Raw genomic sequence first — 14520 nt, 5'->3', positions numbered from 1 at the left:
TCTGCCGTTCTGCCCTGTCGTCCATTGAGTGTCGGGCCCGAACGTCGGTGGCCTGCTGGTTGGGGCACCCCACCGCCCTCGGGTGTGGCCGGTGCCCGTCGGAGTGGCCTAGTTTCCGCTGAAGAACCCAAGCGGACGACTCGCCCGGTCGGGCTGCGTAGTCCGAGCGGAGGGTGTCCGCTTTGGAGACACCGTCGTGACCCCGCTCAGGAGCGGGTGCTGTTCGCCGGTCAGAGCACTCAGAGGACGTCTGATTCACGTACTTTGTGTGTTATGATGGTTTAACCATCTCGCCAGGTTGGGGTGGTTTCGGTGGTGAGGCGTTTGGCGAGGTTGTCGATCATGGCGATGGTGATCATGCTGGCCGAGTTGTCGGGTCGGGCTTCGTAGTCGCGGACGAGTCGGCGGTGATGCATGAGCCAGCCGAGGGTGCGTTCGACGACCCATCGCCGTTTGACCACGCTGAAGCCCTTGACCTGCGGGTCCTTGGTGACGATCTCGACGTCGACGCCGAGGTGGGCGCCGTGTTCGACGACGCGGTTCTTGAATCCGGCGTCGACCCAGGTCTTGGTCAGGGTGGGGTAGGTGGCGGTGGCCTGGTCGAGCAGGTTCATGCCGATGGTGTTGTCGCTGACGCTGGCGGCGGTGACGATGACGGCGAGGAGCAGGCCGAGGGTGTCGGTGATGATGCCGCGTTTGCGGCCGACGATCCTCTTGCCGGCGTCGGTGCCCTGGGTGGACAGTGGCACGTTGGTGGAGGTCTTCACGCTCTGGCTGTCCATGATGGCCGCTGTGGGTGCGATGGTGCGGCCGTGGTGGTCGCGGACGAGGCCGGTGAGCTGGTAGTTGAGCGTCCCAGGATCACGCCGACATCCCCTCGATCATCGACACCGGCCTGACGATTGCCCTCTACCTCGACAGCGACCGCGACCCGCCGATGCTGACGATCTCGCTCCCGCTCAGCGACGGAGATTTGGTTACATCGGCCGGCTGATCCGGCTGCACCGCGAAGGGTGACGAGCGCGACACCGCGGCTCAGGGCCGGGTGCGCGCCGGGCAGCATGGTCGCGACGAGGCAGAACTTCCCAACAACAGGAGCATGACGGCTGTCCTCGGCATTCAAGACCGGCACAACGGTTGGTGCCGGGGGGCAACTCAGGAGGGGCAGACGGCTGCACGTTGCTGGCCGGGCGGCAGGTACATCGCGTATTCGTGGTCGGTGAGGTCCCTGTTGGTGGCCTGGCAGATTTTGTTGATGGCAGCGGCAGGGTCTAGCAGTGTGACGCTCCACAAGCGCACCGCGCCGGTGAAGCCGCCGGTGGCGAGGGTCCGCCCGTCGGGGCTGAACGCCACCGACGTGGCGCGGTCTCCTGTGCCATCGGTGTCGACGGTCAGGGTGGCGCGGTTCAGGCTGGTGGCTACATCCCACAACCGCACCGTCCCGTCGAAGCTGCCGGTGGCGAGGGTCCGCCCGTCGGGGCTGAACGCCACTGCCACGACGCCGCCGGTGTGGCCGATCAGGGTGGTGCGGGTCCGGCCGGTGGCCACGTCCCACAACCGCACTGTGTCGTCTCCAATGGCGCTGTTGGTGACGAGGGTCCGCCCGTCGGGGCTAAACGCCACTGTTGGCACGTCGTCGGTGTGGACGGTCAGGGTGGCGCGTATCTGTCCGGTGGCCACGTCCCACAACAGCACCCTGCCGTCGAAGGTTCCGGTAGCGATGGTGCGTCCGTCGGGACCGAACGCTATCGACCTCAATTCGGTGTGGACGGTCAGGGTGGCGCGTATCTGTCCGGTGGCCACGTCCCACAACAGCACCCTGCCGTCGAAGGTTCCGGTAGCGATGGTGCGCCCGTCGGGACTGAACGCCACGAAGTCCGCGTCGGTCAGGGTGGTGCGGGTCTGGCCGGTGGCCACATCCAACAACGCCCCCCTCCCGTCTTCTTCGCTGATGACGGCGGTAGCGATGGTGCGCCCGTCGGAACTGAACACCACGAAGTGCGCGCCGGGCAGGGTGGTGCGGGTCTGGCCGGTGGCCACATCCCACAACCGCACCTCGACTTCGTACCCGGCGGTGCCGAGGGTATGTCCGTCGGGACTGAACGCCACAGACTCCACGTAGCCATGTCGGTCGGTCAGGGTGCGGGTCTGGCCGCTGGCCACATCCCACAACCCCACCGTGCCGTCGTGGCCGCCGGTGGCGAGGCTGCGCCCGTCGGGACTGAACACCACAGACGTAACACCCTGGGTGTGGCCGATCAGTGTGGCGCGGGTCTGGCCGCTGGCCACATCCCACAACCGCACGTTGGTGTCGCTCTTGCCGCCGTCGGTAGCCAGGGTGCGCCCGTCGGGACTGAACGCCATCGCGTAGAGGTTGTCGGTGGCGCCGGTCAGGGTGGTGCGGGTCTGCCCGGTGGCCACGTCCCACAACTCCACCCTGTCGTCCAGGCCGGCGGTGGCGAGGGTACGCACGTCGGGACTGAACGCCACCGAGAACACGGCGTCGATATGGCTGATTAAGGTGGTGTGGGTCTGTCCAGTGGCCACATCCAACAACCGGACCCCGCCGTTCTCGCTGACGGTGGCGAGAGTACGCCCGTCGGGACTGAACACCACCGATAAAACTTTGCTGGTGTGGCCAGTCATGGTGATAAGGGTCTGTCCGGTGGCCACGTCCCGCAATCGCACCTTGCCGTCGAAGCCGGCGGTGGCGAGGGTCCGCCCGTCGGGGCTGAACACCACCGATAGCACGTTGCTGGTGTCGGTCAGGGTGGTGCGGGTCTTTCCGGTGGCCACATCCAACAACCGGACCCCGCCGTTCTCGCTGACGGTGGCGAGAGTACGCCCGTCGGGACTGAACACCACCGATAGCACGTTGCTGGTGTCGGTCAGGGTGGTGCGGGTCTTTCCGGTGGCCACGTCCCACAACCGCACCCCGTCCTCGCCGCCGCTGGCCAGTGTCCTCCCGTCGGGACTGAACACCACCGATAACACTTTGCTGGGGTGGCCGGTCAGGCGGCGCTGAAGGGGGAGACCTGCGGCGTCGTAGAGGCTGGCAGTGGCTTCGGTGGTCGGGCTGGTCTGATAGGCCAGGACGGCCAGTAGGGAGGCCAGGTCGGGATCGACATCGATGAGGGTGGTGGACTGTGCGGCGAGCTGGCGGGACAGTGCCTCGCGTTGTGCGGCGACGGCGGTCTGCCGCTGCCACAGGGCCAGCCCAGCGGCAGTGAGGGCGACCACGAGCAGGGTGGCCAGGACCATGTTCAGGCGCCTGGCACGCCTGATTCCGGCCTGTTGGCGGTGATGGCTGGCGGCCAGAAAGGTGGTGGTGTCGTGGGGTAGTCGGCGCTGCTTTGCCCAGTCGAGTCCTTCGGCCAGGTCGGTGCCATGTAGTAGGTCGTCGGGATTCTGGTGGTTGGTCCAGCGGATGCCTTTGTCGTCGGCGCGGCGCAGCCAGTCGTGGAAGTTGTGGTCCTGGCTGACCCAGTCGCGGAGGGTGCCCCAGTCGCGGATCAGGGTGTCGTGGACCAGTTCAGCGACCGGAACGCCGGGGGCGTCTTGGGGTGGCCCGGGGGCGTGGACGGTGCGGGTTGTGACGATCCGTTGGCTGGTCAGTATGGCCAGGACCTCGTCGGCGCTTTGGCCGGTGGTCTGGTCCCCAGATGTCGGATCGCCCGTGTCGGCTAGGTCGCGTAGGACGTCAAGGGTTCGCTGTTGCCGGACGGCGGGAATGTGGTGGGCCTCGTCGGCAGGGCGGACCAGCGAAGTGAGGATCCGTTGCGCGGCAGACCGTTGGGTGGTGCTCAGCTGCTTGATCGCGGTATCGCATTTGGTGGCCAGACTGCCGCTGACCTCACCGACGCGCCGGTACTCCTCGTGCGTTAGGTAGCCATCGTGCCTGCGCTGCCACAACTGCTCCAGCGTCAGTTCCAGCAGGGGCAGAACGGTGATCGACGCGCGGGAGGTAGTCGCGTCGGGGTCGGCCCGCAGCACATCCTTGATGATCCGTTCGACGAGCCCGTCCTGGTAGCGAAGTCCTACAGCCGCAGCGGGTTTGGTGATGATGTCGTGTAGATCTTGCGTGCTCAGGGTGGAAGGCACGTCAACCTGGCCAGGTTTCAGCACCCGCAGAAGCTCGGGTGCCGTGGCTGCCAGCTGTGGGTAGAAGTCATTGCGCATTACCAGGACCACGCTCAGAGCGGCGGTCGAGTCGATCGCCTCATGCAGTTGATTAAGAACGTCGCGTACGGCATCGGCCCGCTGGGTGGCCGATAAGGTCAGCAGTTCCTCAAACTGGTCGATGACCAGCAGCAGCCGTGTAGCGGTGGGCTGGTCGGCCAGCCTGCGATCGACCGCCACGGCGATTGGCTCATCCGCGACGCCGGGCAAGCCGGCGCGGTCCAGCTCGGCTGCCAGGTCCTGCCCGGGGCGGGCAAGGACCGGGATCCACCGGTCACTGTGGGGCAGCCGACCAGCGGCCAGCGCCGGCAGCACGCCGGCTTGTACCAGGGACGACTTACCGGCGCCGGAGGGCCCCAACAGCAGTAACGCCCGTCGTGGCCCCTCCAGCACGTCCAGCACATGGCCCACCGCAGCCGTCCGGCCGTGGAACCACTCGGCGTGCTCGGCCGTGAACGCCTCCAGACCCCGGTACGGGCATACCTGCTGCTCGGTCAGTTCGGGCCATACCCGCCGTAGGGTCTGGGTTGGGGTGGCATAGGCGATGCCGATGCCGCGTTGATAGTCATCCGGCTTGCTGATCGAGGTGATCATGCCGATCACCAGACCGGTGACCTCATCGATTACCGGGCCGCCGCTGAACCCGGTCGTCACATCATTGACATCGGTCAACTGTAGTAGCTCACCAGCACCCCTATCCGACAGCAGGTCACCGGCCCTCCCATAGCCGTAATGGCCGCCGTGAGGGGCCTGGGTAGGGAACCCGAACGAGGACACTTGGTGCCCCCGACACCCCTGCGCGGTTCCCAATCCCAGCACTTGGGCGTCTGTCGGCACGGAGTCCAACCGCACAACCGCGACATCCTCAGCCTCTGGTGCCCGCCAAGACTGCGCCAACACCTGCCCGGCCACCTGCGGCGCACCATCCAGACAGGGGAAGGCCAGCCGCAGTCGCTTGCCTGGGCCGCCCCCGGCGTCTACCACCACGTGTGCGCAGGTGACCAGCAGCCCCGCCCCAACCAGGAACCCCGCCCCAGCCACCGTGCCCTCGGCGTCGAGGACTTGGGCGACCGCACCGGCGCGCCCCGAATCTGACCCGCTGGCGGGGGTTGCTTCTACCGTGTCCATAGCCGCCGCTCAGCGAGGGTTCTGGTCGGCCTCGTCGTTGTGCCAGGTCAGCCTCACCGTCAGATGACAGGCGGTCTCACTCATGGTGATCACTGCCCCGGTCTGCATAGCCAGGTTGACCCCGAACTCCACCTCAACCTCGGACGGGCCGGCCTTACGTAGCTGGTCCAATATGGTCCGGGCCGCGCCCGTCACCGGCGCCAACGCCGCCTGCAAACTAGTTGGCAACTCGCGGATCGCTTCGCCGATTCGTCCGGCCTTCACAGGCCCATCGGTTACCTCTGCTGCCTCCACCAGGATCCAGCCGCCATCTTCTAACCGAATCTGAGCCAGGCTCGCCACGAGACGCCCCCTTCTAATCTGTCCGCAATCAATGACTATATATCGATGCTAGTTGTAACTCATCCCTAGCCGCGTATGTCCATTAGGCGCGCCCTCGTCGAAGTTACGAAGTCGCCCCCCTCGGCCGCCCGTACGTGATCGCACTTGAGCTGGCCCAACAGGGCCCAAAGATGCGCTTCGGGGAGCGGCAAGCCCTCCAGAGCCGGCGTATCCCGCCCGGTAGTCAAGGCGTACTACTGACGGCTATCTGTCACTTGCATCAAGAAACGCAAACATGCGCGGCGCACTACCGGCAGCCGCCGGGCTCTCTCGCCAGCGGTGTTTCCGGCGACCCGGCCGCAGCTACCCGAAGGGCACCAACTCGTGAGGGGGTGGTTCGGAAGGGCATATCCGTTGTGGGTTTGGCCGCGGGGTAGAGGTCCTGCTCGTGGTGCTACGCGGATGGCGATGGCGATGCGAGGGTGAACAGGCCGGCCTCGGGTTCGGTCAGGATCTGGCGGGCGACGAGGCGTTTGAGCTTGGCGCGGAGATTCTCGGTGTCCTTGGCGGTGGTGCCGGTGCCGAGGGTGTGGCAGATGTCCTTGGCGCGCATCGGCGCGGTGCCGCCGTGGAACACGGCGAGGATCTGCTGGTATGCCGGGCTGGCGACGGTCGCGTCAGCGGGTGACGTCGGGTCGGCGTGGCCGATCAGGCTGAGCAGCGTCTTGCGGGTGATGGCGAGTTCGGTCAGCTCGGTCTCGGCTGCGGTGAGCTGGTCGGTGAGGGTGGCGATCTGCTCGCGGAGCCGATCGACGGTGATGCCGGCGGCGGTCTCGCGTTCGGTGAGCAGGTTCAGCAGCGTCGGCGGGGTCACCGCTGGTGGCCTGGGTCGCGCCAGGACGGCGTGGTGGTGCCGGTCAGCCGGCGGATGAGGTTCGCCGTCGAGGCCCACCAGGTGCGTGACACCGCCGAGGCGGGTCGGCTCGAGTACTCGCGCACCAGCCGGCGGTGCAGCATCAGCGTGCCGTTGGTCTGCTCCACCACCCACCGGCGGGCGATCGGCACGAACCCGGCCGTGGTGTCGAACCGTTTGACCTGCTCGACGTCGATACCGTTCACCGCGCCGTGAATCTGCACGTCGTCTTTGAACCCGGCGTCCACCCACGCCTTGGTCACCGTCGGGGTGTGCGCCACGACGTTGTCCAGCAGCTTCACGCCGATCGCGTTGTCGGTGACCGACGCGGCGGTGACCACGACCGCGATGATCAGCCCCAGGGCGTCCACCGCGAGGCCCCGTTTACGGCCCGGGACCTTCTTCGCGGCGTCCTTGCCGGTCGTCGCGGCCGGGACATGGTTGGCGGCCCGGATCGACTGGGTGTCCAACACCACCGCGGTCGGATCCTCCTGGCGGCCGGCCCTCTCCCGCGCCTGACAGCGCAGCAGATCATGAATCACCTGGTCGGTGCCATCATCACGCCACAGAGCGAAGTAGTAGTACGTGGCAGACTTCGGCGGCAGGTCGTGCGGCAGGTACGCCCACTGACAACCGGTCCGGTTCTGGTAGAAGATCGCGTTCACGATCTCCCGCAGCTCGTAACGGCCCTGATGCCCGGACACCGACGGGTGTCGGTCCTTCCACGCCTGCAGGAACGCTCCGACCACCGCCCACTGCTCATCGGTCAGGTCGCTCGGATACGCCGCCCGCTCACCCATGGACAGCCCAACGCCGCGATGGCCTCACCGGCTACGACCACGGCTCACATTCACATGCCATGCCAAACCCACAATGGACGAAAGCTACCGAACCGCCCTCTGACGGCTCCACCTCGTCCGGACGTCACTGCGGTACACCAACCGTAAGGACTGGCAGAAGATCACCCCCGCCCTGCGGGAGATCTACACCGCCCCCACGGTCGCGGCCCTTGCGGGGCCCACTCTGCGGCGTCGGCTCAGGGCAAAGAAGGGCTCGCCAGGTCAGTAAGATAGGTCTGGACCTTATCGCGAATCAGCTTGGCGTAGACGTAGCCCATGACCCGGCCCCCGCGATACGTGAAGACCTGACCGGTGTCCGCATCTACGGCGGCGGGCTGGGCCAGTGCGGCGAAGCCAGCGATGCCGAGGCGATAAGGCCGGTCCATCATGGCTGGTATCTCGCCTACGATTCCAGAAGCCACCAACACCGGCATCACCAGAACCCCCGACTGAAGTCCCCTCCGCAGGCCCATACCGTCGGCCGCCCTCAACACCTCGATGGTGAAATCACGGACATCCGCCTCGGTCACCGTCTGCCTGTTCGCGACAGCAACGAGCACATGGACCCGGGATAGCCATCTGAACTCAGACGTATAGCCAAACGTTACAGTCTCACCCTGAAACTGTTCCTTACTTACCTCGCAACCATCCTCGATCAGCCTGCCCTCGATTGCCTCACTGACACTGGCCTGCATTTACTCTCCCGACAGCCGACGATCCGGTTATCCAATAGGGTCCGAGTTCGAAACATCGCCCGAGTGGCCCGATTCAGCCAAGCCGCCATAACGACGGCGGCCTCGCAGTGCGGAAACCAACACGGCACCCGCTACTACCGCACCAATGACGGTCACCAGAGCCGAGACCGCGCGAAGTAGTCGCACACCGAGAGCGAGAGCAAAGTTTCCCGGCTGCGTGTACACGCACTTAGAAGGGCGGCTCTTCTGGCAGGACTCCACCATCGGCACATCGCGCTCGCCAGGACGGAGTGTCGACGCATCGGTCTCGATGTCGAGAACCCTTCCGTCGCTCATTCTCACCTGCGCAGCACAAGACCACCAATAGCCGAACCCATACGACGATATCGGACCCACATCCCAGCAGGATTTTGGAGTGGCGAGACCGCTCATCCGGTTCTCAGCGATCCCCAACCCGGTGCCGCTGTAGGAACTTCCGACCGTCCTAATCCCGAACGAAACTGTAGCAGCTGTGACTGCGATCAGCGCACTGATCGCGAGAATTTTGACAACACCGACGATGCGGGCGGAACGCCGGATAGCAGTCACAGCCGATCTCCACTTTAGACGAGGCCTGTTAGGAACGCGTTTATACCACCGTTGGCTCCCCCGAGCTCTGTGAAGCTGGACGGAAGAGCCGTACTGACTATTCCAGCACCTACCGCCCCCGGGAAGTTGTCGCGGGCGTTTTTAGCCCAGAACCCCTGCTTGGTCGGCGCCATAGTCCTCAGGGCTGAACGAGCTTGAGCAACTCCCCGGAATCCCTCCCTGGTAAACACGCCGATCTGAGCGCGCGGGGCCAGCTCCCCGAAAACGTCCTTAACACCCTTCCAGGATTCGTCGATCGCTTTACCAGCCCCACCACGTAGGTTCATTGCGCCGCGCGCGAGTCCGGTGCCGGCGGCCTTCCCAGCGACGCCACCAACCGCTCCGAACAATGCACCGGTCCCTGCCCCTAGGAGGACGTCACCGACGCCCCCTCCCTTCAGCCCTGCGGTCAAACCACCACCGACGGCGCCGCCGATCAATGCGCACCCCACGCTTCCTACGCCGAGCGTGAGGGCCGAGCACCCCACCGTCACGAGGATCGTTGCCCCCAATCCGACGATGTCGGCATTGTCCTTCGCCCAGTCCAGCGTGTCGGATGCTACTCCGGATGCGGCATCTTTGGTCCGGCACCAGAAGCTGGCCTGGCATTCCCGCTGCTTGCGCGCTGCTTCGGCACGCTGCTTGCGTGCTGCCTCCGCGCGTTCGTTGCTTGCCTGCCGGAACTCTTCGCGCTGCTGCTGACAGACGTATCCGCAAGCCGGGGGAACGTACTTCTTGACGATCTTAGTCTTCTTCTCTCCGGTGGAACTGGTGGTGACGTAGGCGCGGTCCCCGGTGTCCTCGCTGTTCTCGGTGAAGTACAGGCCGGTGGGGTCAGCGTTGTCGACGGGGTTGTTCCCGCCGTACTGGTAGGCGTTGTACTGGTCGGGGTCGTCCGCCTTGAGGACCGGGTCGACCGAGATGAACCGACCGAGGATCTGGTCGTACTGCCGGGCGCCGACGTTGGTCAGGCCGGTGGGGTCGATGTCGCCGCCGACGAACCCCTTGTTGTTGACCCAGGTGGGGTTCGATCCACGTGGTGCTCCGTACGGTGTCTGGCGCCGGATGGTGACGGCCTGGGTGCCGGCGTTGACGGCAATCTGTTGGGTGCCCTGGTGGTCGTCGTAGAGCCAGGTCAGGTCGGTGGTCGCGGAACTGCCCTTGCGGCTGGCGCAGACGTTGCCGGCGAAGCTGTAGTAGCGGGTGCCGGTGTTGACCGTGCCCTCCCGGCGGATCTCCTGTCCGGGCAGGTAGAGGGTCGTGCCGGTACTGTCACGGCGGATGATGCGGGTGCCGTCCGCGTCGTAGATGTTGGTCTCGACGGTCTGGCCGCCGGCCGAGACTGTGGCGAGCTTGCCCTCGGCGTCCCAGCCGAGGGTCTGGCTGTTGATGCCGGTGCCGCAGTTGTTCGCGGCGGCGCCGGTCGGCCGGCAGGTGGTGTTGCCTGCGGCGTCGTAGGCGTAGTTGGTGACGACGTTGCTCTGGCCGGGTGCCTGGGTGGTCATGGCCGTGACGGCGTGCGGTCGCACAACGCCTTGGCCGCCGGTGGGCACGGCGTACGTGCGGGTGGTGTCGCCGCCCGCGGTGTGGCTGGTCTCGGTGAGCCGCGAGGCGGTGCTGTTGAACGTCCAGTCGTGCCAGTACGGTGCCGGGCCGCCCAGGTTGGCGACCGTCGGGTCGGTCTGGCAGGTCACCCCGGCCTCGGGTGTCCAAGCGCTGGTGAGCCGGCCGAGGAGGTCCTGCCGGAAACACTGGATGTCGGCCTGGCCGACCTGAGGCTTCTCCTCGATCGAGGTGATGCCGCCGCTGTGGTCGTAGGTGTAGTTGCGGTCGGAGAGGGTGCCGGTGACGGTCTCCCGCTGCACGGTGGTGCGGGTGATACGGCGAGTCGCCTCGTCGCGGTAGACGGCGTCCTGGGTGTAGACCCCGCCGGGCATGCGGTAGATCGAGCCGCTGCGCTCGCCGTAGGCGGTGTAGGTGGCGGTGGCCATCGTGCCGGCGAAGCCGGTGAGGCTGGTGTCCAGCCGTACGGGCATGCCGGTGGTGGCGTCGTAGTCGGTGGTCAGTTCCTCGGTGACCAGGCCACCAGCCGCGGGGTACGAGATCGACGTGGGGGCGCCGGTCGCGGCCGAGTAGCCGTAGGTGTAGATGTAGGTGCCGTTCAGGCCGGTTTCGTTGGCGGGGATGACGTAGTTGACGCCCTTGGGCTGGTAGCGCTCGTCGAAGCTGCGCACCTGCCACCGGTACGCGTTGGTGGAGCCGGCCGGCTCGTAGCGGACAGCCTGGGTCAGGTGGCCCTGGAATCCGGTCTGGCCGGTGTAGAGGGTGTCGTACCTCCACTCCGTGCGCAGCGCACCGGTGGCCGAGTCGTCGCGCAGTTCCTTCTTCCGTCCGAGCACGTCGTAGCCGTGCCAAAGCACCTCGCCCCGCGCGTCGGCCGTGGTGACCAGCTCGTCGGCGTCGTTGAAGGTGCTGGTCGTCACGCCCTTGTCCGGGTCGGTGGCACGCCACAGCCGGCCCTTGGCGTCGTACTCCGCCCGCATATCGAGGACTGGTTCCTCGCCGCTGCCCTGGTTGACATCGCCGAGGGCGCGGGCCGGGACGAGGACGCCGCCGCGCTGCTGGCCGCCCGCATCGAGGCGGTACATCCCTACGGCACTCCGTCCTGCCGCCGCAACGTCGAACCGTCTAACTTGATCTTTAACCTCGTCGTCGGGGTCGAGGCTTGGCTGTTGTTGCGTTTTTCTTCGATGTGTTCGTGCTGGCTGCGGCCGTGACGATGTGGACGTCGTGGCGTGTGGCGGGTCGTTGGTTGCGTTGTCCGGCAGGGCGTCCGGGTCCTGGTCGGGTGGGTTTCGGTGCTGCTGCGGGGCAGACGGGAGCCTGTCGCACAGCTTTCGATCTTGAGTTGTCAAGCGGCCTTCGGTCTGGCGTCGTGACGAAAGATCTTGTTCAGGTTGTGCACGATGCCGAGCAGTTTGATCTCGGCGTCGACGTCGCTGGTGCCGCGGTGGTGCAGGCGGCGTCCGAACCGTTGGAAGAGTTGGGCGAAGCCGGGTTCGACGAGGGCGCCGCGGCGGGCGTAGAGCTGCTTGCCTTCGGTGGATGCCAGTCGGGCTGCCATGTCGCGGTGGCCGGCGGGGACGTCCTGGCTGCGTGGCGTGGTGGCCCTGGTCTGGTCGTACTCCTTGGTGAGCGACACGAGCAGCGGAAGGTCTGCCAGGGCGGTGAAGTTCGCGGTGCTGGCGTATCCGCTGTCGGCCAGCCACGCCTCGACATCGGCGGTGAGGCCTGCGGTCGCGCAGTTGTGCTGAGCGCGTCTGATGACCGGAACCAGGGCAGTGGTGTCGGACGGATTGTCGTGCAGCTCGATCGCGAGGAGGATCTGGTTGCGGGAGCAGGCGATCTGCACGTTGTAGCCCTGCACGTAGCCGCCGTGCTTGCCGAGCATGAGCCGCGACGCCGGATCGGTGAGTGATGCCCTGGCAGCCGCAGACGGGATTGGCCGAGGGTTGAGCGCATGGTGCAGCCCGGCCTGCGCCCTGGCCAGCCGGGCCTGCTGCCGGACGACCTTGGTCTTGGCCTCGATCGCAACTGGTGGGCGCCCGGTGGCGCGCCGCCGTCCCGCGGCCTGGTCCTGCAGGCTCCGGCGGGCGTAGTCGGCCAGCCGCTGCTGCTGGGCGGCGGTGACGTCGGCGAGGCGCTGGACGGCCCTGGCCACCATCCGCTCGGCGGCCTCGACCTTGATCCGGATCTCGCCGGCCGAGGGCAGCACGCGTTCATGCAGCTTGTCCCGGGCCATTCGGGCTCGCGCCAGGCGGTCGCCGAGTCGAGACAGCCGCCGCAGGCAGCTGCCGGCGGCGGTGTGCCAGGTGCTGTCTTCGGCGGCTGCTGGGGCGTCCATGTCACCCATCAACTGGTCAACCTCGGCTTCGCCATCGGCGATCATGGTCTCCAGCGCGTGGAGGCTGCGGTTGGTGGAGCGGGCGGCGGCGGCCTGCATCGGTGAACCGTCCACCGCCACCGCGGCCAGGTCCACCAGCCCACGCTGGGCGCAAAGCGCCAGGACCTGCACGAACAGCGCCTTCATACCGTCACGATGACGGCGCAGAAAACGCGCGACGGTGGCATGGTCGATGTGCTGGTTGCCGGTGATGATCCGGCAGCCCACATCGTCGAGGCACGCCGCCTCGATCCTGCGCGACGAGCGCACGCCCTTGCAGTAGCAGTACAACACCAAGGCCAGCAGCACCTGCGGTGGATACGCCGCCGCGCCCTGGCCATCGGCGCGGTAGCTCCGCAGGAACTCCGACAGGTCGAGCTCACCGACGACCTTCAGGACCTGCCAGCAAAGATGCTGCGGCGGCAGCCACCCGCGCAGGTCCTGCCGGGGCAAGAACGAGCCGTCCGAGCAGGAGATGAAGTTGTATGCCACGGCACGACATGATCGACCATCATGGACAAACCACAGCAACAACTCTTGACAACTCAAGATCGAAAGCTGTGCGACAGGCTCACGGTCTTCGTGCGTAGGTGCCGGAAGTCTCTGCGGATCCGGGCTGGGGTGAGTCGGTCAGGCGCGGCTGGTTTCTCCCAGGGGCGGCGCAGGTTGGCGGCGAGTGGGCGGGCGAGGCGGAGCTGGGTGTAGGCGGCGAGGATGAGCCAGGTCCACCGGTCGGCGGTGGCGGGGCTGCGGACTTTCGGGCAGGTCCAGCCGAGGGTCTGTTTGAGCATGCGGAAGGTGTGCTCGATGTCGAAGCGGCGCAGGAATGCCTGCCACAGCCGGTCGACGTCGGCCGGGCTGGTGGTGTCGGTGGCGTGGACGCCGGACCACCAGAGCCACACCGGTTTCGGGGTGGCGCCGGACCGGAGCTTGTCGACCTTCAGGTGGATGACGGTTCCAGCGATAATGGGCAGGTCACCGGATCCGGTCCAGGCGGCGCGGCGGGTCAACCGGGGATGGAGACGGTCCCAGGCTTTGACAGTGGCGGTGCCGTAGAGGCGGGTCTGGGTCGTGGTGGCCACGTCCGGGTCACCCCAACTGGTGGGGTCGGCGAAGAGGAACTCGCCGCCGTGACGCGGCGGCCGGCCGACGAAGTGGGAATCACGTGGTGGTGTCGCCCGTCGTAGGACCCGGTCCGAGCGCAGGCGGGTGAGCACCTGCACCGGCAGGTCGCGCAGGAGCCACGCCAGTCGGGGACCGTCGTAGCCGGCATCGGCAATCACCAGAATGTCCGGATGTCCTTGCTGCCACTGTCCGGCGGTGATGAGCCGGTCCAGAAGATGCCGGAGCTGGGTGGCGGTGACCGTGGCGGCGTCGTCGCCGGGGGCCAGGCGTTGGAAGTCCAACGGCGCGGTCCATGAACTGCGGCCGGGTTCCAGTGCGGCGATCATGGAGTAGGGCCAGCCAGGAATCATGATGGCCTGGCCTTTTTCCCGGCCGCGGGTGTGACACAGGATCCGCTCCGGCGACGTCTGTGCCTCCGGCCGCAGCCAGCATGTGATGTCGACGGCCAGGACCAACCGCCCGTCCGCCGCCCGCGGTAACGGGACCGTGGCCAGCGCGGTCCGGAGCCGTTTGACGTCGATCCGGCCGTCGACCACCGCCGCATACGACGAGCCGTGCCCACGGCGGTGCTCACCGACCAGTGAAAGCTCGGCCAGCGACCGGACGGGACCGTCGGCGCACAGGGCCGCGTCGGTCAGCTCGAACATGGCGTCGGCCCGCGAGATCAGGCAGGAGTAGAACTCTTGACGGAACTGCCGCAGGTCCCCGAACGCCCTGCCCCGAACCGGATCATGCACACTGACCACTAGA

Annotated in this window: 7 protein-coding genes and 3 pseudogenes; all 10 read right to left on the bottom strand. The window is 66.8% G+C overall.

Annotated elements, in window-relative coordinates; genetic code table 11:
* Positions 1–281: 281 nt before the first annotated feature.
* Positions 282–866: pseudogene (locus GA0074692_RS03660) on the bottom strand (transposase); the annotation flags it as partial.
* Between the two features lie 289 nt (positions 867–1155).
* Complete coding sequence (locus tag GA0074692_RS03655) at positions 1156–4851, bottom strand: nSTAND1 domain-containing NTPase (protein WP_342672822.1); 3696 nt, start codon at positions 4849–4851, stop codon at positions 1156–1158.
* Between the two features lie 465 nt (positions 4852–5316).
* Positions 5317–5649, bottom strand: a complete 333-nt coding sequence (locus GA0074692_RS03650; RefSeq protein WP_091639314.1) for a CU044_2847 family protein — start codon at positions 5647–5649, stop codon at positions 5317–5319.
* Between the two features lie 433 nt (positions 5650–6082).
* Positions 6083–6502, bottom strand: a complete 420-nt coding sequence (locus GA0074692_RS03645; RefSeq protein WP_091639312.1) for a hypothetical protein — start codon at positions 6500–6502, stop codon at positions 6083–6085.
* Positions 6499–7341: an IS5 family transposase gene (locus GA0074692_RS03640; RefSeq protein ID WP_091639310.1), complete on the bottom strand. Its 843-nt coding sequence runs from the start codon at positions 7339–7341 to the stop codon at positions 6499–6501. Before GA0074692_RS03640 ends, GA0074692_RS03645 begins: the two co-directional genes overlap by 4 nt.
* A gap of 236 nt (positions 7342–7577) precedes the next feature.
* Positions 7578–8075, bottom strand: coding sequence for a hypothetical protein (locus GA0074692_RS03635; RefSeq protein ID WP_091639307.1), 498 nt, complete (start codon positions 8073–8075; stop codon positions 7578–7580).
* 27 nt (positions 8076–8102) lie between these two features.
* Positions 8103–8663: a DUF6346 domain-containing protein gene (locus GA0074692_RS36830; RefSeq protein ID WP_425413324.1), complete on the bottom strand. Its 561-nt coding sequence runs from the start codon at positions 8661–8663 to the stop codon at positions 8103–8105.
* Between the two features lie 584 nt (positions 8664–9247).
* Positions 9248–11236 (bottom strand): annotated as a pseudogene (locus GA0074692_RS03630) (RHS repeat-associated core domain-containing protein); the annotation flags it as partial.
* A gap of 377 nt (positions 11237–11613) precedes the next feature.
* Positions 11614–13137 (bottom strand): transposase, encoded by a 1524-nt coding sequence (locus GA0074692_RS03620; RefSeq protein WP_141725125.1) that lies wholly within the window; start codon positions 13135–13137, stop codon positions 11614–11616.
* 83 nt (positions 13138–13220) lie between these two features.
* Positions 13221–14516: pseudogene (locus tag GA0074692_RS03615) on the bottom strand (NF041680 family putative transposase); the annotation flags it as partial.
* Positions 14517–14520: the final 4 nt, after the last annotated feature.

It is taken from the genome of Micromonospora pallida, from assembly GCF_900090325.1.
GTDB lineage: Bacteria > Actinomycetota > Actinomycetes > Mycobacteriales > Micromonosporaceae > Micromonospora > Micromonospora pallida.
This window is presented reverse-complemented; position numbering and strand designations above follow the sequence as displayed.

Coding starts and splice junctions, on each gene's coding strand:
- GA0074692_RS03635 (WP_091639307.1), bottom strand. CDS start 8,075: ATGCAGGCCAGTGTCAGTGAGGCAATCGAGGGCAGGCTGATCGAGGAT.
- GA0074692_RS03640 (WP_091639310.1), bottom strand. CDS start 7,341: ATGGGTGAGCGGGCGGCGTATCCGAGCGACCTGACCGATGAGCAGTGG.